This is a genomic window from Pedobacter sp. JY14-1 (assembly GCF_029269825.1).
Taxonomy (GTDB): Bacteria; Bacteroidota; Bacteroidia; order Sphingobacteriales; family Sphingobacteriaceae; genus Pedobacter.
In genome coordinates this window covers 158,491-179,509 of sequence record NZ_JARJHU010000008.1, presented here as the reverse complement: position 1 = coordinate 179,509, position 21,019 = coordinate 158,491, and the positions used below count along the sequence as shown (strand labels likewise).

General features: G+C 43.9%; 10 protein-coding genes. 5 read left to right on the top strand and 5 right to left on the bottom strand.

Translation table 11 applies throughout. From position 1 onward, the window contains the following. Window positions 1-9: 9 nt before the first annotated feature. Both P2W84_RS14360 and P2W84_RS14355 read right to left on the bottom strand, forming a co-directional pair. Window positions 10-1,092, bottom strand: coding sequence for an efflux RND transporter periplasmic adaptor subunit (locus P2W84_RS14360; protein ID WP_276090844.1), 1,083 nt, complete (start codon window positions 1,090-1,092; stop codon window positions 10-12). A gap of 103 nt (window positions 1,093-1,195) precedes the next feature. Then, window positions 1,196-1,555, bottom strand: coding sequence for a hypothetical protein (locus tag P2W84_RS14355; RefSeq protein WP_276090843.1), 360 nt, complete (start codon window positions 1,553-1,555; stop codon window positions 1,196-1,198). 274 nt (window positions 1,556-1,829) lie between these two features. Between P2W84_RS14355 and P2W84_RS14350 the strand changes: the two genes are divergently transcribed. Next, window positions 1,830-2,549: a DUF1080 domain-containing protein gene (locus tag P2W84_RS14350; RefSeq protein ID WP_276090842.1), complete on the top strand. Its 720-nt coding sequence runs from the start codon at window positions 1,830-1,832 to the stop codon at window positions 2,547-2,549. Window positions 2,550-2,655: 106 nt separating this feature from the next. On the opposite strand, the gene P2W84_RS14345 is transcribed toward P2W84_RS14350, so the two are convergent. Beyond that, window positions 2,656-4,194, bottom strand: coding sequence for a CotH kinase family protein (locus tag P2W84_RS14345; protein WP_276090841.1), 1,539 nt, complete (start codon window positions 4,192-4,194; stop codon window positions 2,656-2,658). A 112-nt stretch (window positions 4,195-4,306) separates the two neighbouring features. Between P2W84_RS14345 and P2W84_RS14340 the strand changes: the two genes are divergently transcribed. Both P2W84_RS14340 and P2W84_RS14335 read left to right on the top strand, forming a co-directional pair. Next, on the top strand, window positions 4,307-5,287 hold the full coding sequence (locus P2W84_RS14340; protein ID WP_276090840.1) for a helix-turn-helix domain-containing protein: 981 nt from the start codon (window positions 4,307-4,309) through the stop codon (window positions 5,285-5,287). A gap of 41 nt (window positions 5,288-5,328) precedes the next feature. Continuing rightward, the gene (locus P2W84_RS14335) at window positions 5,329-7,782 is read left to right on the top strand and encodes an ATP-binding protein (RefSeq protein WP_276090839.1); all 2,454 of its coding nucleotides are present in this window, start codon (window positions 5,329-5,331) and stop codon (window positions 7,780-7,782) included. Here P2W84_RS14335 and P2W84_RS14330 read toward each other — a convergent pair. After that, on the bottom strand, window positions 7,767-9,092 hold the full coding sequence (locus tag P2W84_RS14330; protein WP_276090838.1) for a sigma-54 dependent transcriptional regulator: 1,326 nt from the start codon (window positions 9,090-9,092) through the stop codon (window positions 7,767-7,769). The genes P2W84_RS14335 and P2W84_RS14330 overlap by 16 nt on opposite strands. Before the next feature lie 275 nt (window positions 9,093-9,367). On the opposite strand from P2W84_RS14330, the gene P2W84_RS14325 reads away from it, so the two are divergent. Continuing rightward, entirely contained in the window at window positions 9,368-9,805 is a 438-nt protein-coding gene (locus P2W84_RS14325) for an Rrf2 family transcriptional regulator (RefSeq protein ID WP_276090837.1), read from the top strand. Here P2W84_RS14325 and P2W84_RS14320 read toward each other — a convergent pair whose 3' ends face one another. Beyond that, entirely contained in the window at window positions 9,806-12,208 is a 2,403-nt protein-coding gene (locus P2W84_RS14320; protein ID WP_276090836.1) for a hypothetical protein, read from the bottom strand. It lies immediately after the preceding gene. A gap of 431 nt (window positions 12,209-12,639) precedes the next feature. On the opposite strand from P2W84_RS14320, the gene P2W84_RS14315 reads away from it, so the two are divergent. After that, window positions 12,640-20,985: a gliding motility-associated C-terminal domain-containing protein gene (locus tag P2W84_RS14315; RefSeq protein WP_276090835.1), complete on the top strand. Its 8,346-nt coding sequence runs from the start codon at window positions 12,640-12,642 to the stop codon at window positions 20,983-20,985. The last annotated feature ends 34 nt before the right edge of the window (window positions 20,986-21,019 follow it).

The following is a 21,019-nucleotide window of genomic DNA, read 5'->3' as shown; positions in this document are numbered from 1 at the left end:
AATGAGCGGTTATTCTGCTTTTAACCTCAGGTGAGTGAGTACGTCCTGCGGTTTCTCAAAGATGTAGTCGATCTTGTCGTCATCTTTTACCTTTTGTACGCCTTCAAGGAGGATTTTATCGCCTTCCGAAAGTCCGTTTGTCACAACATACAAGTCGGGTATACTGCCACCTACCATAATGTTACGGGACCTGGCAACATTATTTTTGTCGATAACAAACACAAAAACCTTATCCTGTATCTCGTATGTGGATTTTTGCGGGATAACCAGCGCATTCTTTAGCGGCATTACCATCTGTACCTTACCGGTTTCCCCGTTTTTCAGCAGCTGATCAGGGTTGGGAAAGCGTGCCCTGAAGGCGATATTGCCGGTTTCATTGTCAAATTCGCTTTCTATGGTTTCTACTTTGCCTTTGTATTTTAACGGCTGATTATTGGCCAGGAGCAGGCTTACCTGACTGCTGCCGCGATCTTTTGCGTTAGTCTGATAATCGAGGTATTCCGGTTCGGAAACATTGAAATAAGCAAACATCTGCCGGTTGTCGGACAGGCTGGTAAGCAATTCACCTTCATCGATCAGGCTGCCCAGTTTCTTAGGAATACGGTCAATAGTACCATCAAATGGTGCCCGGATTTCCGTGAAGGATAAGTGTAGTTTTGCGAGTGCGGTTTCAGCCTTTGCCTGGTCTAGCTTTGCCTGGGCCATAGCGAGTTCATTCTTCGATACTACGTTTTTGTCAGCAAGCGTCTTTGTATTCTGCAGTTCGATTTCGGCGGCCTTAGTTTCGGCCTGAGCCTTCATGAGCTCAGCCTCATAGATCTTTGGCATGATCCTGAACAACAACTGGCCTTCTTTTACAAACTGCCCTTCATCGACATAAATGTTTTGCAGATAGCCTTTTTCCTGGGCCCTTAATTCGATGTTGCGGACAGAGCGGATCTGTGATACATACTCTTTCGTGAAGGAGGTGTCAATTTTCAGGGGATTGGTTACCTTGTACTTCTCTACTTCTTCTTTCTCTTTTTTTTCAGATGTGCAGCTTGTATGGCATAGTATTCCACACAAGCCCATGAGCAATATGCTTCTCTTCATGGCATTAATTAATAAATTACTTTGCGAATTGATGATGTGACGGGCCTTAAGCGCCCGTAGATTGAAATAAATGGATAAGACAGAATGCCTTATCTGAAGAAGATCATAGTCTCAATACCCGTTGAAGGATATATTTAGACGAGGATAAACAAAGTAAGTGCCTGCAGGAGGGCAGCGGCTTTTTTAAGAACTGGTAAAAGCCTGTATATAATGCGATATAAGAGAGTGTAAAGAAATAACTGCTCAGCAGGGCGGATTTGCGTGAAACGGAAATGCCGTCATCTTCGTCCTCTGAACTGAGTGCGTAATCCTTTTTGTCTTCAAGCTTAGACTGTGGAGCTTTCTGGATATGTCTGGCTGCAGAATTATGGGTAGACTGCGGCGGTATTGCAGCACGAACGGAATAACTGATCCCTAAGACCAGGAAGCATAGTGAAAGTAAGAATATTGCAGCCGCTCTCATATCCGGGGCCAAAAATAATACTGGTTTGTGTAGTTACGCTACGCTTAACATTATTTAACGGTCAAAAATTTGTAAATAATGTACATTCAGGTGACGCTGCACAGCGAAATTCGGTTTTTTCAGGGCTAGCGTAGGAAACTGACTTCATTCCGGAGCTGATCCTGCAATCTTCACAACGGGAATCACCAGATATGGCACGCGCAGAAAATCGATTTAGTTGTTACATTAGCAATTGTATTATATTATTTACCTTAGGCCCATAAATCAATAAATTATGAAAAAAATATTCGTCGTTTTGGCTGTCCTTGTTCTTTTCGTTGATGCGGTAATGGCCCAGGCTCCTAACAAACTGACAAAAAAGGAAGAAAAAGAAGGCTGGAAATTGTTATTTGATGGTAAGACTACCAATGGCTGGCACACCTATTTGAGAGATACGGTAGGTTCGAAATGGCAGGTTGTTGACGGGGCGCTTGTTTTTGACCAGACTAAACCCAGGAGCGGGGGAGGGGACATCGTTACTAATGAGGCGTATGAAAATTATGAGCTTCGGTTGGAATGGAAGATATCCAAGGGCGGGAACAGCGGTATTATATTCAATATCCAGGAGGATCCGAAATATACGGCAACTTATGCTACTGGCCCCGAGATGCAGGTACTGGACAATATCGATGCCTCAGACAATAAAAAGCAAAACCACCTCGCAGGATGCCTTTATGATATGGCAGGAGATGCAACGGTTTCCAAACCTAAGCCTGTAGGCGAGTGGAACCAGGTCAGGCTGATACAGGATAAGGGACACCTTACCTTCTACCTTAATGGCATTAAAACTTTTGAAGGTCAGATCGGAAGCCAGGAATGGAAGAATATGATTGCCAACAGCAAATTCAAAGATCCCTACTTTGCAGATTTTGCCAAGGTAGCAAAAGGAAAGATTGCTTTTCAGGAGCATCCCGGATCAAGCCAGTGGAGGAACATTAAGATCCGTTTATTATAAGAGATCTATTTTTCAGATTCTCTTGGTAGAACATAAATTGACAGGGGGTGTCTCAATTGAGACACCCCCCTTTTTTAATGCACGAGAAGCGAATGGCATGACTGGATCAAAGCTTGCCGATCTCCGTATTTAACCACGAAACCCGGGCAGACAGCCATTTTTTGAGTTGCGCAACTTCATTTGTATAGCTTCCCAGTACATATTGATTTGGCCAGACGTATGTGTTCAGGATAGGCCATCTTTTAAAATTTTCATTCTGGGACAAAGACAGATATAGGGCAGTCTGGTCGATTACGGTGAATGTGCCATCTATGTGTGTTGTCTTTACCTCGCTCCATCGCTGTTTTACTTTTTTCCGGAATTCGGGATCGTTGAACAGATGTTTGAATAATGGCCCCTCTTTTATCCACCAGCCAGTTGAAAACTTTGAATCAGAATAATCTATATTTCCGGCTCCGATATCGAAGTCCCATAATGGACCGAGTCCGAGTTTCCCGTTACGGTCTTTGAAGTAAAAAATACTTGTTTTCTCTTGCGCATCTTCATTTTTCATAATTTCCTGGACAATGAACCAGTCAATAAATGAAGCCGTATTGATGAAATGGTCATAACTTTTTTCCGGATTGGTAAATTGCTCTGAGGTAATGGCGTCTTCCGTTTGCTGCAGATAATCTTTGATGTAGGCCAGTTGCGCATCTGTAATGTCTTCCGGAGATTTGACCGTGATGGGCAGCCCACCTTTCGTACGAAACCACACTTTTTCATCCAGCCTCATATCTTGTTCCAGAAGGTAACCGCCGGTAATATCTGTCGCTGATTTTTTTAATTCAGTAATATTAACCCGGTTTTCGTGCACTTCCACCTGGCTGGTAAGATAATAGTTGCCCTGGTAGTGACCGTTCATAACCAATTCGACAAATAACCCCCTGGGTGTAAATGACGCGTTTAGCTTTCGGCCCAGATCAAGTGCTATAGCGTTTCGCATGAGTGTCTTATCACTATAATTAGCCAGTAGTACCCAGTTTTTGGCAGCAGGCATACCCAGGATCTCTGCCTTGTCTGTCAGTTTTAAACGGTAGGGCTTTTTGGGCATATTCCATGTTGAATTTCCCCTGCCTTTTGCCTGCAGCGCGATGTGTTGTTTAGGCTGTTCGGTAAGCTGGTTGGTATTGATGTCCAATGTTCCTGTGACGTATGTATCTTTTGAGGTGATCGAATCGCTGGTATTAAGGTAAAGAATAGGGATTTTGGTGAAGTTCTTAAGTATGATCCGGTAGGTCTTTGTCGTTCCTTTTCCAGAAGTGAGTTTGTATTCAACAGGTTTACTGAAGTCGGTTAGGGTAACTCCGCTTTGCTGTAGGGTATCCCCTACTTTGACGGAGGCGTTTTCTGTGCTGAAAGTAACGACGAATTTTTTGTTGTTCAGAAAGGAGGGGATGGTCACGTTTACCGTTTGTCCAATTATTTCAGCATACACATCCTGTAATAGCTTTCCCGGATTTTTACTGGATTCTATTTTCATAGACAGGAGTGCTACACTGTCCTTTATTTCCGGTTGCGGATCCTGAGGTACAGTATTGCCACTGTCCTTTTTACAGCTATACAAGAGCAATACTATGCACAACAGATATGGTATTTTTTTCACTATGATTATATTTGGCTGATGCAATATATCAATTTTTTACGCTGCTGTTCACATGCTTATTAATTTGTAATGTTGTCTTATGGTCTTTATCTTAGACACTTAGAGAAAACTGATGAAACACATATCGATTATTGTTCCTAAAGGGGCTATTCTGGGTAGCCTGGAAGGGTCGAGGCAGATATTAAGTCAGGTAAATGACTTTTTTAAAATGAAGGGACAGCCGGCTGTTTTTGATATACGACTGGTTGGATTATCAAAAGCTACTGCTGTAAGCGGAGGTTTGTTTACCGTAAATACAGATGTGACAATTGCTGATGTCGATAGAACTGATCTGATCATCATTCCGGCGATTGATGGCGTCATTACTGAGGCATTGGAAAGAAACAGTGAATTTGTTCCCTGGATAAAGAAACAATATGAACAGGGAGCAGAGATTGCCAGTCTTTGTCTTGGTGCATTTTTGCTTGCTTCGACCGGTTTGCTGGAAGGAAGGAAATGTGCTACCCACTGGTTGGCGGAAAATGATTTCAGAATGATGTTCCCTGAAGTGGATCTGGTCACGGAAAAGATCATTACAGACGAACACGGCATTTATTCCAGTGGTGGTGCTTTTTCCTATCTGAACCTGATCCTATATCTGATTGAAAAATATGTCGGCCGTGAGATTGCTATTATGGCGGCTAAAGTATTTGCAATTGAACTCGATCGTAAGGATCAGTTGTCATTTACGATTTTTCAAGGTCAGAAGGCCCATGAGGACGAACAGATCAGAAATATCCAGGAGTTTATAGAAAAAAACTTCCACGAAAAGATCACCATCGACCAGCTTGCAGATATGCAGGCAATAGGCAGAAGGAACCTTGAGCGCCGGTTTAAAAAAGCTACTGCAAACACGATCGTTGAATATATTCAACGTGTAAAAATGGAAGCTGCTAAGTTTAGCCTGGAAACCTCCAGAGAGAATGTAAATGAGGTGATGTATAAGGTTGGTTACTCTGATACCAAAGCCTTCCGTACTACCTTTAAAAGGATTACAGGCCTTTCTCCGATCCAGTACCGCGCAAAATATAACAGGACGATAAGCGTTAACTGATGTACCTGTAGTCTTACTTTACAGACTGCCCTTCTCATCCCATGAATACCGTATCGAAGAACAGTTTTGTCAAAGCGATGAAGAGCAAAGTGATTATTGCTTTGATGCTTGCCTGTTGTGCGTTGTTTCTTGCCTGGGGTATCAGCAATGTTGCTTTTAAGGAGATGTTGGGAACGCTGGAGAGCATTTCTGCTCCGAGTGAAAAACTGCGGCTCGTAAATGTGGTTTCCAGAAAAATCAGTTCGATGGACCAACTGCAGCGGGAACAGATCCTGCAGAACCCTGAATCTTATCGGATCGGTATCAGGGCCTCGAGACAACTGAGGAATGTCCTGGATACGCTGGGAACACTATACGCAGAGGATTCGGCGCAACTGGCGCGTATTCTTAGTATAAAGCGCTTGCTGGCAGAAAGAGATAAACAGTTTGCCAGCTATCTGAGAATAAGGGAAAAGGTTATAAATGATGACGCTGTTTCCGATAAGGTAAGGGATATCAACTCAATTGTCTCCAGAAGTAATGGGAGGCCAGACAGTACCGTACTCGCTTCTGAGGAAAGGTCCTCTACCACCACCATCTATCCGGAAGAAAAGGAACGTGGTTTCTTAAGCAGGCTGTTTGGTAAAAAGCGTAATGAGGAAGGAAAATCTATAAAGATCGTTAGCGAGGAGCGTGTAAAAAGGGACACAATTGCTTTAGCTGCCGAAGATAGTATAGCACGCGAGCTTGAGCATTCGCTGAGGGTGATGGAAGTGGAGCGGAAGAAAAAGAGTGCAAGCTTTCTGAAAGAGGAAGCTGTACTGGCCAGAGCCAATGCCAACCTGATCCGGCAAATGCAGGATCTGCTTGGAAAGGTAGAAAGTGAAGTCGTCTCACAAATTGAAGTGAACAGTGTCCAGGCGAAGCGGGTAGTAAATACCGGGATTGATACAATGGGTATAATCATGGTGGTTTTTGGTGTAATCACCGTCGTGTTGTTATACCTCATTTTAACGGACATCACCAAAAGCGCAAAGTACAGGCATGAGCTGGAGCTGGCAAGAGATGAGGCTGAGTATCATGGGAAGGCGAAGCAACGTTTCCTGTCGAACATGAGCCATGAGATACGCACGCCGCTGCAATCTATTGTCGGATATTCAGATTTGATTAAAGATCAGGATATACCGGACAAAAAGCATATTCTGGCCATTCGCCATTCGTCCGAACATCTGCTTCAGATCGTTAACCAGATACTGGATTATAATCGGATTGTCTCGGGGAAATTTACTTTCAATCGGGAAGTCTTTGATATATGGTCTCTGGTTAATGAAGTTGTAAACGTGATCAGGCCCCAGGCTGAATCAAAAGGGCTGACATTGAAGACACATCTTGAAATTGAAGGCGCCAGATATGTGGAGGGTGATTCTTTCCGCTTAAAGCAAATACTGTATAATCTGCTGGGTAATGCGGTAAAATTTACTGATTCGGGAGAAGTACTCCTTAAGGCTTTTTACAAGCGTAAAAATGACGAAGCTTTTTATACTTTTAGCGTTAAAGATACGGGCATTGGTTTTTCAGAGGAGGAAGGTAAAAGGATCTTTGGTGAATTTGAACAGGGTGAATCTACTATTACTAATCATAACGCAGGAACTGGACTTGGCCTGGCTATTGTTAAATCCTTAACCGAAGCACAAAACGGACGGATCTATGTGAAAAGTAATCCCGGAAAAGGAAGCCTGTTTACAGTTTATCTCACCTACCAGATTGCAGAACCTCCCGCAGTTGTACCTGAGGATTCCAAAAGCACACATGCTTTTGAAGGCTTAGTCTGGATAGTAGATGACGATCGTCTGATACTCGATCTGTGTGGTATTTTTTTGAAGAGAAACGGGATTTCCTATCATTCTTTCGATACACCTTCAGCACTCTTGGCACAGAAGGTCACGCATGGCCTGAGGTTTGTATTTATGGACATCAGGATGCCTCAAATGGATGGGATTACACTTTGCAGATTGTTGAGGGAAAAGGTAGGCGACCTTGTGAAAATTTATGCGATTACCGCACAGGTGCTTCCCGATGAACGGGAGTTTCTGCTCGAGAATGGTTTCGACGGGTTATTGATGAAACCTTTCAGGGAAGAGGAGCTTCTTTCCATGTTGTCGAATGAGGGTCAGTATGAAGATACTGGTGCTATGTTTGACTTTACCGCGTTAAAAAAGATGACAATGGGTGATGAAAAATTGCTCAAGGCAATAGTGGAACGCTTTAAGACGGACAGTATTGAAGACATCGGTATGGTTAGAAAGGCAATGAAAGATGACCGCATTTCCGATGTCATACTGATTGTCCATCGTCTGGCAGGAAGAATAGCCCAGATAGGGAATAGGGAGTTATCCGCTACTTTCCGCAAATGTGAGATCAGGCTGGACAAGTCGAAGGTGCTTGATGAAGAAATGCGTAACGAATTATCCGGATTGCTGTGGGAACTGGAGATATTTTGCTACTCAATTTCATAACGTTCCATTTTGCTGTAAAGCGTTTTGCGGTCAATATTCAGGAGTTTTGCGGCTTTGGATTTATTGTATCTGACTTTAATCAGCGTTTCCTGTATCAGCGCCTTTTCATTAATCTCATTGATGGCCTTCAGATCTGAGCCGGACACACTGGTGTCCCGGTCAATTGCGAGCATCATCTCCTCCGGAAGGGAATCCAGTTCTGCGATGTCGCCATTTGTCAGCAATATCATTCGCTTGATCACGTTTTTCAACTCGCGTAAGTTTCCCGGCCAGTCGTATTGAAGCAGCAGTTCTTTTGCGGGGTCAGCTATTTTGACGACGTTTTTTCCCAGTGCCTGATTTGACTGTTTAATGAAATGATTGATGAACAGTTCAATATCCCTGCCCCGCTCCCGGAGTGGTGGCAGCTGAATCTTGAATTCGTTCAGCCTGTGGTAGAGATCTTCTCTGAACGTGCCATTTTGAACACTTGCTTTCAGGTCGTCATTGGTCGCCGTAATAATGCGTACATCTACCTTAAGGTTCTTCGTGCTTCCCAGAGGCTGTATTGTTCTTTCCTGGATGGCACGCAGGAGTTTTACCTGTACTTCATAGCTTAGGTTGCCTACTTCGTCCAGGAATAATGTCCCGCCATGTGCAGCCTCAAACTGTCCTTTTTTATTATTCAGCGCTCCGGTAAAAGCTCCTTTTATATGTCCGAACAGCTCGCTTGCAGCCAAATCCTTTGAAAGCGCCCCGCAATCGATGGCTATGAAAGGGTTGTCTCTTCTCTTACTCTGCATATGCAGGCTCCTGGCTGCGTATTCTTTGCCGGTACCGCTTTCTCCCTGAATGATCACAGACATATCTGTTGGTGCAACAAGACTGATATATTCATTGATTTTATCTGAAACAGGGCTCTTCCCTTTAATCGCATCCTGATACTCCACCGTACCTGAGTTAGATGAAGTACCTTTGTTTAAAACTGAATTGATAATCATCAGGAGTTCATCAGGATTAACGGGCTTTGTAATGTAATCTGAAGCACCCATCTGGATTGATCTTACCGCTGTTCTTACATCATTAAAACTGGTCATAATGACTACAGGCTGAGTAGCTGCCTGGTCCGTGATGTAGGTAAGTACATCCAGCGCTGTTCCGTCCGGCAGGCGGTAATCCGCCAACAGCACATCCGGGCACTCACTTTTAAATATCTCCAGCGCTTTACGGACATTATTTGCTAACATTACCTGATGTCCATTTTTACTTAAAAAGCCGTCAAGTATTTGAGAAAAAGTCAGGTCGTCTTCAATAATAAGTATCTTAGCCATAGGGATCAGTTTTTTCAAAAATACAAAAAAGCTAATAAAGTATTTTCAAGCGGGTTCCATCCAATGAATAGAACGTAGAGGTCCTTTTTGGTTGTTTTGATGTGGTTATAAGAAGTAATGATGTTTTTATTTTAGATTATAGTTTTTGTTTATTTTATATTCGGTTATTTTTGTGGGTAACTATGTGGGCTTTTCCGCTAAGACGATGTAACTGGCCATATTTATGTTCCGGAGACATGTTTTTTCTGATAACTTTATTTCGTAAATTTGCTTATATGCTGTCTAAGAAAACAAAATATGCCATTAAGGCTTTAGTTGCACTTGGGAAAAACATCGGGAATCCTCCTATGCAGATTGTAAAACTGGCAGAAAGGGAAATGATTCCCAGGAAATTCCTTGAACAAATCCTGCTTGACATGCGTAATGCAGGTTACCTTTACAGTAAAAAGGGTGCCGGAGGAGGATATAGCCTTAATAAGGCTCCTGAGGATATCTTTCTTGCAGATATTTTAAGGATAACAGACGGGCCTATTGCAATGGTCCCTTGTGCAAGCCTGAAATTTTATCGTAAGTGTGATGAATGCCATGACGAAATTACCTGCGGAATTCGCAAGACCTTTATCGATGTTAGAAATGCTACACTGAATGTTCTGGCCAGTACATCAATTGCTGATGTAATCTCCAGAGAATCTGACGGTACTAACCTCTTTTAATTAATTTATATCATTGTTTCTTTCCCAGTTATTGAACTTACCTGAAATGTTATTGTCTTCTATAAAGCATAACATGTCGTACTTAAATTCGTTAGCCCGGGTATGATCATTCATTTTCTTGAAGATTTCTATGATCGTACTGTAGATATATGTACAATGTAAGTTCAACTTGTTTCTTTTAAAGATCTGAAGACAATCCAGATAATATTGATAGGATACAGCGTACTCTTTTTCCAGAAAATTTAGTTGGGCATTGATAAGCTTGGTAGTTGCTTCTGTATATTTGGTAACGCCAAATCTCATTTTGTCTTTACCCAGTAGGCTAAGGATATTACCAAACTGAAATATCCTGGTATTATTTCCCTGGATCAGGTTTGCCAGTGCCAGGAGGCTGACCAGGAATATAGCCAGTTGAGAGCGGGGCTGAGACTCGAGGGCTGTATGATTATAAAGAGATCTAATGTTCTTTACGTCTGCATCGTTATATTTATAAAAAAAGCCCAGTACAATGATCAGGATAAGCGAAACAGTTTGCTGGATCGAATAGACGCCGGAATAACTCTCTGAACAGGCCTTTATCAATTCCTGCATGGCGATCTTGTTATCTGTTTTTCCGTTTATCCGGTCTAATATAAGCTGATTGATTTTTTGAGGATGGACAGGCCATTTTTTTGAGTCAAAACTATAAAGTATGTTCGTACGTTTTTTAATGAGATCGGTATTTAAGCTGAAAACATCAAATATCGACAAGATAGCGTGATAAACCATTAATGTTTCTTCATCTTCAGTTATCTCGATCAATACATTAATGGCATCACGATAGAAAGAATCAATAAAGTCGAAACTGATTAATTCCTTTACTATTGCTTCGTGAAACTTATGTTCGTGCAAAAGCCTATTTGTGTCTGGGTTGTTCTTGCACCTGTAATGGAGATTTTCCGCAACGAATAGAATAAGATAATTCTTCTCGTAGTTATTCAGATCAAGCTCGAAGAGCAGTGCAAGAGATTTAAAATCGCCAATTCTTATGATGAAGCGAATTGTCCACTGAAGTAACTGGAACCGAATTTGTTCACTTTTGTATTCTTTCTGGATAAAGTCAAAATATGAGCCGTCTACCTTAAGGTCAAATTTTTCAAGTATTTCAATAAAAAGGAAATACTCAAATATATGAGGGTGGATAAATTTAACATACTCCTTGGGATGAAAGTCTTCGTTACTTTTTTCTTCCATGAGTATGCCATCGGAAAGTAACTCTATATATGCGTTCTTGAAGGCGAGCAGGTCTCCAATCAGGTCGTCTTTTAATATTGAGCTTCCATTTCTTCCGAAATCAGTCAGTAGTATGATTTTCTTCAGGAAGAGGATTTTTTCCGTGTAATAGTTTGAACGATAAATCTGGTTCTGTATAAATTTAAAGATCAGCTCATAAAAAGTGATATTGGTTGAATAATTAAAATTCGGATCTTCCTTTTTCAACTGATGGTATAATTGAATGTGAAAGGGGAATTTTAACTGGTCTTTCAGATTTGGGCCTATTTCCGGATGTTCCTTCGAATTGATTTTAGATAAAATCTGGTCTACCTCTTTTTCTGTGAGTGGAGGGACATTTGAAATCTCAGCAACATTGAAGTAACTTCCGGGAAACCACTTCGATTTGAGGTATGCGGAATGCCTGATTTCATTGTAAAACCGAATCCAGGTAGTTGATCTCATACTTAGGACCAGTTTGATCGCCTTGCAGTTCTCGATGGTACAAAGAAAATTCGTAATGCTTTCAAATAGCTGTTTTTTTAAGTCTTTTTCGAATTCATGATCTGAGAAGCCGTCAATAAAAATAATCAGCTTTCCACCTGTTGTATCGTAGTTCTGGGCCGCCTGAGCGATCAGGCTGTCCTTTGCAGGAATGCCAAGATGAAACTTAAGCTGTTCTTCAAAATTGACCAATCCTTTTTCGCCGTTGAAAAGGCTGCTTGTTGTAATAAACAACAGAGAGGAATCTGAGAAGATATTCCGTTCATTGCTGATTAGTTTCTCAGCAAGGTGGGTGAGCAGAATGCTTTTGCCATATCCAGGCTGCGAAATATAGCTGGTAAAACTGTAGTCACTTTTGAAGAAGAGTTCAAAATCGTGTTCACTGAACTTTCTGCTGATCGTCATTTCATAGGGAATGCCAGAACGGTTTTTTATCGCTTTGACAGTATATTCGGAAACCTTTATCGCTTTCTCATGAATTTCTTTCCAGGTCCTGGGCGAGTTTTGAATGTTCAGGCCCTTGTTTGGGGAGCCTTGTTCAAGATGCTCTTCGTTCACATATTCTGAAAGCGTAGTCAGCGTAAACTTGGAGAAGTTGTGCTTGACCATGGCAAAACCAAACAATCGCTTAATCGTAGTTTCGCTCACATTCTTATTTAATGTTTTGCTTATCTCAATCGAAATGCGCTTACAATCAGCTGGCGTAATTGTACGTATTCCTGTCTTGGAAAGAATTAAGCTTTTTAGTTCATTTAATATAAATGTCTCGTCCATACAATATTTCGTTAAGCGTTAAATTCTTGAATGTATCGAATATAACGCTTTAAACAAAAACAAAGAACCCCTTTGTGTGAACGAAAAATGAATGGGAGTAAAAATATTTGAGTAATCGTCTATAAAGCAAACAAATATGCGGGTTTTTATTGAAAAAGCGCGAATACCTCTTGTCCCAAAATGAATAAAATGAACAGCGTGTAATTGGCGAGAGCGCTTAAATGAACAATTCGAACGGGAATTACGAGCTGATCTATGATTAAACTTGCATCAAGTTAATTTAAGATAATCTCAATCTCTCTCCTATGAAATGGACATCTACCTTATTAGGGAAATCTCAAAAGTCTGTTATTATTCTTATTGCTTTATTGGGTATAACGTTTTTTGGTTTCAAATCGTATGCGCAGTCCCGGATTTATGCTAATCAGGTTACTATCGGTAGTGCTGCTGACGACCATGTGGATAATCCTGGTAATGCGGTTTTGGCCAACAATAGTTTTGCGACTGTAAAATCGAACGGAGGTTTGGCCCTCGGCATCGGGCGTTACACCGGGCAATTGGAAATCAAATTTCCTTCTGTTGTTGCGGCCGGTACAACATCTTTTGTGCGTATAGATTTTGACCCAGACGTTTTAAACGCCCTTATTGGTGGAAACCTGGGCGGAGTACTCGCTGATGTTTTGGGGAATGTCGCGTTGGGTAATCATTTCTTTAAAATAGAGGCGAGAAACGGAAGTTCTGCTGTGCTTTCAGGGAGTAGCACGGGGGCGTTTACTAACCCTAACCTCAGATTGATCAAAGACGCCTCTGGAAATTTCTATGTGGCGCTTACACCTTCATCAAGCTATGATCGTATTTATATACAGGACGTGACCAATGCGTTGTTGCTGGGTGCCAGTAACAGCATGAGAGTATATAATGCTTTCTATACAACGGGAACTGACCCCTGTGCCCAGGGATTTGCTACCGGTTATGAAGGAACTGGGCTTACGGTTGATCTGCTGGGATTGGGCAAGGCTGGTGTGACCAATCCTGAGAGAGCAATAGATACCGACCCGAACAACTATTCTGAGCTCAGTTTAGGCATTCTTGGTGTGGCGGGGACAATTAGTCAGAATATATACTTCGAAACCCTGTCTAATCCGACTGATGATATCAATATAAAGATCCAGGCAGATCCGGCGCTTTTAAACGTAGGTTTATTGAACAATGTATCGGTAACTGCATACAATGGGATTACAGAAGTTGGTACGGCCAGCTTATCTTCACTGATCAACCTCGACCTCCTTGGTTTGCTGAACAGCGGACAAGTTGTGTCTGTTTCTTTTGCACCTGGAATAGCCTACAACCGTGTTAAAGTGTCCATGTCGTCACTGCTAAATGCCAGTTTGACACAAACTTTAAACCTTTATGCTATAACGCGTTCTGCAGGAAGGCCTACTTTTACAGCTCCGGCCTCAAATATGGTCTCCGTCTGTTCAGGGAGTGCTGTGAGCCTAACCGCTACAACAGCAGCTACCAACGAACTGCGCTGGTATGATAGTCTGACCGGAGGCAGCCCTTTAGCTACTGTAGCCTACAACGCTGCATTTGTTACACCTGCACTGAGTGCCAATAAAACTTATTATGTAGCGGCCAGAAGAACCGGCTGCCTGGATGAGTCTGTGAGGGTGCCGGTGCGGGTTACCGTTACAGCTGTCCCCGCTGCTCCTGCAGTGACAGCTGTTGCGCCAGTATGTTCCGGTTCAACTGCATTGCTGACAATCAGTAATCCTGTAACAGGTTTGACTTACCGCTGGTATTCCACTCCGACGGGCGGCACGCCACTGGCTACAGGCAATGCGTTTACTACTCCTGTACTTACCGCAACTACAAATGCTTATGTTGAAGCTGTAAATGGAAGTTGCGTAAGTGCTACCCGGACAAAAGTCGAAATTGTGGTAAATCCCGTTCCGGATTTACCTGTTGTATCTACAAATAACGAAACAATTACCGCAGGTCAGACTGCTACATTGAGGGCCACAGGTACAGGTACATTGAGATGGTATGCAGTGGCTACTGGTGGAACTGCAATCGGCAGCGGGGCTGAATTGACTACCCCGGTATTGACTGCTACAACTACCTACTATGTAGCGGCAGAGAATGCAACAGGTTGCGTTTCTAAAAGAGTTCCTGTTACGGTAACTGTAATAAATGGTACTACAAATACAAATTGTAACGCAGCAGTGGCACAACAGACCGGTATCGACGGTATCTGTGTATTGTGCAGCATACAGGGCGCTGGAAATTCTACTGATGCCAATCTTAATAATTTTACAAAAATAAACCTGGCTGTGGGTGTCGGCGCTACCGGTTACCAGAGATTGATCTTCGGTAAGGATGGCGTTGCTTCGGATAGTATACGTCTGGATCTGGAAACTCCGGTTGGGCTTGCAGATCTCAGTGTGCTTAGCGGTGTTACTATCAGAGTGATGAATGGTGCCGATGTCATCAAGACTTACCAGCTCAATTCTGCCCTTGTTGATCTGAAGCTCTTGAGTGGCAACAGATTTAAAGCCACATTTCCTGCCGGCGGGACATTTGACCGTGTAGAGGTAAGATTTGGGGCACTTGTAGCAGCATTAAGTAACCTCAGTATTTATGGTGCCGAGATCGTTTATCCAAAACCCACTATTAATACTGTTGGCCAAACGGTATGTTCGGGAAGTGCAGCAACATTGTCTGCTTCTGCAAATGGTGGCACAACATTAAGATGGTATAGTGCTGCGACTGCAGGTACGCTCCTTCAAACAGGAGAGAACTTTACGACTCCAGTACTTACCGCAAACACGACTTATTATTTAGAAGTAAGCAGGGGAAGCTGCACCAGTACTCCAAGAATACCTGTTACGGTTAACGTAACCACAGCTCCTGCTGTTCCTGTTGTCGCTGCTGTTGGCCCTGTTTGTTCCGGATCTTCCGCAACAATCCAGGTAAGTGGGCCGGTAAGTGGTTTAACTTATAACTGGTATAATACTGCAACCGGTGGAACTCCGGTATTTACTGGACAGACATTCAATACTCCGGCACTTACGGCTACAGCTACTTATTATGTAGAAGCTGCAAACGGAGGCTGTACAAGTGCTTCCAGAAGACCAGTAACCATTACCGTCTTGCCCTTGCCTGCGTTACCACAGGTACAGGCTTCTTCTGCTACGGTGAATCCGGGCCAGACGGCAATACTGACTGCTACTTCTTCGGAATCGAATATTACCTTTAGCTGGTATACATCAGAAACATCAGTAACTCCTGTTTATACAGGTCCTACTTTTGTTACCCCGCCGTTAACTGTTGCTACAACCTATTATGTAGAAGCAAAATCGAACGCCAGCGGTTGTTCAGCGCCTGGAAGGGTCTCGGTTACGGTCAATGTAAGCGGCGGGGGGCTGCCTAACCCTGTACCTTGTGAGGCACCTGTCGCCCAAGTAAATGGTGTAGATGGCGTAGCTTTGCTGGCGGGTGTATTCAATCCGCAACTGGCGATCGACAACAATACAACTACCGGGTCTTCACTGGTAATGCCAGTCGGCCTTCTTGGCGCATCCGTTTATCAGCGGTTGAGTTTTGCAAACCTTTCTAATATAGGTGATACAGTACGTATACTGCTCACTGCTCCCGGCAAATTACTTTCAGTTGGCGTCCTTTCAAATATTGAAGTAGGTACTTATAATGGAAATACCGGCAACAATGATGTAATTAAACTTAACAATGCCCTGATCCGTATCGAGCTTTTAAGCGGAAACAGCAGAGCCCTGGTGAGTTTTGTCCCAACCAAGCAATTTGATAAAGTTGAAGTAAGGTTGAATTCAGGGCTCGCTGGTGCATTGACTTCGATCGATCTCAACTATGCACAACGTGTTCCTGTTTCACCTGAAATAGTCGCGGCAGATGTTACGGCCTGCGCAACGCAAACCGCAGTCCTCACCGTTAAGAATCCAAAATCAGGAATCACCTATAAATGGTACGATGCTTCCGGCAACTACCAGACAGGTAAGGACGGCGTTACCTTTACTACACCAGCCTTGTCTGCAAATACAAAATATTATGTTGAAGCAACCACCGCTTCTGGCTGTTCAAGCTACAGGACTGCAGTGAACATCACTGTAACACCTGCACCACAGACGCCGGCATTGGTTTCATCCTCTGTAAATACTTGTGCTGGTAATTCTGTAGTACTCTCCGTAAGCAACCCAGTTACCGGAATTACCTATAAGTGGTATAACAACGCAGGTGTTTATCAGACAGGTAAAGACGGCCCTACTTTTACCATTGCCTCGGTAGCTGCCACGACAACTTATTCAGTAGAAGCTGTAAACAGTTGTGGTGTGGCTTCGGCGTCGAAGGCAGTGGCTACTGTACAAGTCGGAACACTGGACGCCCCTGTAGTTACGCCTGCAGCTCCTGTAATTGCTTCCGGTTCAGTTGCAGTATTGACAGCAACGTCAAGTACTGCCGGTGCTACATTCAGCTGGTTTAATACTACTAATCCTGGTGAAACTCCTGTTTTCAACGGGGCAAGGCTTGTGACTTCCCAATTCATTAACGATGGCACTGCTCCGATCCAGATCACTTTCTATGTTTCAGCATCGGTAGCCGGAGGTTGTACTTCGGTGCGGAAACCTGTTGTCGTAACTGTGCTGCCCAGGGTTGCACCTACAGATGTCCCTTGTGAAGCTGCCACAGTATCCGTTAAACATGGTGTAGATGGCGTGGCCCTGCTTACCGGGGTATTTAATCCAGGCCTGGCCGTGGACAACAATGCACAGACGGGATCTTCATTTGTAATGCCTGTCGGCGCACTTGGTGCTTCTGTTTACCAGCAGGTAGGCTTCAACGGTCTGTCAGCAATAGGTGATACTGTCGTCGTAAGGATCAGTTCGCCCGGAAAATTGCTGTCACTGGCAGTTCTCCCATCCATTGAACTGAGAACTTTCAACGGGGCGACAAGCAATAATGACCAGCTTGTGGCCAGCAACCCGCTTATCCACCTGGAACTGCTGAGCGATAACAGTGCAGCGACACTTAAGTTTGTTCCCCAAAAGCAATTCGATGGGGTGGAATTAAGATTGAAATCAGGCCTGGCAGCGGTCCTGACTACGCTGGACTTTAATTATGCTAGAAGGATCATTGCGGCACCTAAAGTGGCCAGCCAGACAGTGACTGCCTGTGCAGGAACATCTGCTATACTAGCAATAGCCAACCCCGCACCAGGTACTACTTATAAATGGTACAGAGGTGCTACTTATCTGGCTGGGAAAGATGGCATCTCTTTTACTGTTGACAATACTTTAGCAGCAGGTACCTACGACTATTTTGTATCTGCTACACGGAACAATTGTGAAAGCGCAAAAACAAAAGTAACAGTCACCATAGTTGAAGCACCGCTTCCGCCAGTTGCTGCGGCGGGCAACCCTGCGACGGCCTGTTTCAACACTCCGGTTACCTTACGTGTAAATGCCGTAGCAGGGGTAACGTTTAACTGGTACGATGCGGCATCAGGGGGTAATCTTGTCGCCGCTAATACAGCAAGTTTCACTACCCCGGCCAGCCTTGCTGCAGGTTCACATGACTACTATGTTGAAGCTACAAATGCAAATGCATGTGTCAGCGTAGGTACAAGGACCAAGATCACGATTGTGGTGAATCCTGCAGCACTTGCGTCAGACTTAAATGTAACCGGAGCCGGATCACCTTTCTGTGCCGGAACCAAAGCCAAGCTTACCGCCAGCAGTGTGACGGTAACTAATCCTGTATTTACCTGGTATACTGATGCGGCATTGACCAATGCAGTGTTTACAGGTGCTGAATATGAAACCCCAGTGCTCACGACGGGCAGAACTTATTATGTAACGGTACGTGGTACCAACAAATGTGCAAATACAGCGGCTGAGGCTAAGGTTGTTGCGCTTAAAGTAAATCCACCGGCCACGGCAGCTGATCTGGAAGTTTCAGGAGCTGGTACTACTTATTGCGCCGGTACTACAGCGAAGCTTACCGCAACCACTACTACAGTGACCAGTCCGGTCTTTACCTGGTACAAGGATGCAGCGCTGACTGATGTTGTATTTACCGGACCTGAATTCACCACGCCTGTACTGACCGCCACAGTTACTTATTATGTAACTGTAAAAGGGGCAAACAAATGCGAAAATCTTGCAGCCGGGGCAGAAGTGGTTACTTTAAATGTCAATCCACCTGCACTAGCTGCAGACATCAGTGTGAGCGGCGGAGGAGCACCTTTCTGCGCCGGTACAAAAGCAACGCTTACTGCCTCGAGTACTACTGTGACCAATCCTGTATTTACCTGGTACAGCGATGCAGCCCTGACCAATGTAGTCTTTATCGGTGCGGTGCTTACTACTCCTGAACTGACGGGCACAAAAACATACTATGTGACTGTTAAGGGATCTAACAGATGTGAAAATACTGCTGCGGGGGCGAAAACTGTTGTGCTGACGGTCAACCCACCTGCAGTAGCTGCCGACGTAAATATCGCCGGAGCAGCTTCACCTTTCTGTTCAGGAACTTCAGCCAGTCTGACAGCTTCAAGTACTACCGTTACCAATCCTGTATTTACCTGGTATAGCGACGCGGTATTGACCAATGCGGTGTTCACCGGAGCAGTATTCAATACGCCTGTACTGACAGCTACCAAAACATATTATGTAACAGTAAGGGGTGCCAACAAATGTGAAAATACTTCAGCAACAGCTAAAGCCGTTACGCTGACGGTTAATCCACCTGCTGTGGCGGCAGATATTACCGTTTCGGGTGCAGGAAATCCTTTGTGTGCAGGTAATAAGGCAACTTTAACTGCCGGCAGTACCACCGTCACCAATCCGGTGTTCACCTGGTATACCGATGCAGCATTAACAGATGCAGTATTTACCGGAGCGATATTTGAAACACCAGTGCTGAATGCAACAACGACCTATTATGTAACTGTAAGAGGTGGTAATAAGTGCGAAAATACAGCGACAACTGCAAAAGCAGCAGTAGTGACCATCAACCCTCCTGCGTTGAATTCTGATATCGCTGTTGCGGGAGCAGGAACTTCATACTGCGCCGGCACAAAAGTCAAGCTTACCGCCTCAAGTACTACTGTTACTAATCCTGTATTTACCTGGTATACCGATGCCCAATTAACAAATGCGATATTTACAGGAGCTGTATTCGATACACCAACCTTGCAGACAACAACCTCTTATTATGTAACTGTAAGGGGAAGTAACAAATGCGAGAATACTGCTTCTACAGCAAAGGCGGTAACCATTAACATCAATCCATTACCTGAAACTCCATCGGTAACTTCTTCAGGTACAGTGTGCAGTGGAGAAACTGCAATACTTGTCGTGGAAAATGCAAAAGCAGGCATTACTTATAAATGGTATACGCAGGCTACCGGTGGTACACTTTTATTTACAGGTAACCAGTATACTACATCAGCACTGAATGCTACAACCGACTTCTATGTAGAAGCTAACAGCGTATCCGGCTGCGGAAATGCCAGTGGGAGAGTAAAGGTGACCATAACGGTGGCACCTAGGCCGAATACACCTGCTGTGGTTTCAGCTGCTGTCACAGCCTGTGAAGGTAGTATTGCTGTCCTTAGCGTTTCCAACCCGCAAAATCAAGTTACTTACACATGGTATAATACGGCCACAGGTGGCAATGCTATAGGTACAGGTAGTGACTTTACTACACCGGTGATCATCTCAAATCAGGTATTTTACGTAGAAGCATCTACAGCGACCTGTACCAGTAGCTCACGTGCTGCGGTGACCATAACTGTAGCGCCGAAACCAGTGCCGCCTGTTTCAGTATCCGGAGCAGCTGACCCGCTCTGTGCGTCATCAACAGCAGTATTATCTGTCAACAATCCGGACGCAGCCTTAACATACAGATGGTATTCAGTACCTACCGGAGGAACTAAGCTTGCCGAAGGTAATACCTTTACCACTCCGGCAGTTTCAGCCAATACCATATACTATGTCGAAGCAGTAAGCAATATGACTGGTTGTACCAGCAACACGCGTACGCCAGTCCAGATAACAGTGCTTGCTAAGCTGGATGCACCGGTTGTATCAGTACAATCGACAACTGCAACCAGCATCAACTTCCAGTGGAACGCTATTGCTGGTGCGGTTGCTTATGAAGTTTCCATCGACAACGGATTGACCTGGATAGCGCCAAGTGGCGGACCGTCTGGTACAACCTATCTGTATGCGGGACTGCAACCAAATCAGACGGTCTCGATCAGGGTACGTGCTAAAGGCCAGCTGGATTGCCAATTGAGCGATGCCACCACTTTCTCCGGTAAAACCGAAAATCCTCTGGGCAATACCATATTTGTTCCCAACACTTTCACTCCTAATAACGATGGAAGGAACGATGTCCTGTATGTATATGGAAATACGATCGCTAAGATCAGGTTCAGGGTTTACAATCAATGGGGACAATTCCTTTATGAATCACAGCATATGCAGAATGGGTGGGACGGTACATATAAAGGAAGCCTGCAGCCAAATGGTGTTTATGTGTATTATCTCGAGGCTGAGTTTACCGATGGTACAAAGACAACTAAAAAAGGTACGATAACGCTATTAAGATAAAAGATGATCGCAGTAAACTTCAATCATTTACCTA

What these genes read in the sequence shown, in the direction of transcription:
- P2W84_RS14350 (WP_276090842.1), top strand. Translation starts at nt 1,830, where the DNA reads ATGAAAAAAATATTCGTCGTTTTGGCTGTCCTTGTTCTTTTCGTTGAT.
- P2W84_RS14315 (WP_276090835.1), top strand. Translation starts at nt 12,640, where the DNA reads ATGAAATGGACATCTACCTTATTAGGGAAATCTCAAAAGTCTGTTATT.
- P2W84_RS14330 (WP_276090838.1), bottom strand. Translation starts at nt 9,092, where the DNA reads ATGGCTAAGATACTTATTATTGAAGACGACCTGACTTTTTCTCAAATA.
- P2W84_RS14360 (WP_276090844.1), bottom strand. Translation starts at nt 1,092, where the DNA reads ATGAAGAGAAGCATATTGCTCATGGGCTTGTGTGGAATACTATGCCAT.
- P2W84_RS14355 (WP_276090843.1), bottom strand. Translation starts at nt 1,555, where the DNA reads ATGAGAGCGGCTGCAATATTCTTACTTTCACTATGCTTCCTGGTCTTA.
- P2W84_RS14340 (WP_276090840.1), top strand. Translation starts at nt 4,307, where the DNA reads ATGAAACACATATCGATTATTGTTCCTAAAGGGGCTATTCTGGGTAGC.
- P2W84_RS14335 (WP_276090839.1), top strand. Translation starts at nt 5,329, where the DNA reads ATGAATACCGTATCGAAGAACAGTTTTGTCAAAGCGATGAAGAGCAAA.
- P2W84_RS14325 (WP_276090837.1), top strand. Translation starts at nt 9,368, where the DNA reads ATGCTGTCTAAGAAAACAAAATATGCCATTAAGGCTTTAGTTGCACTT.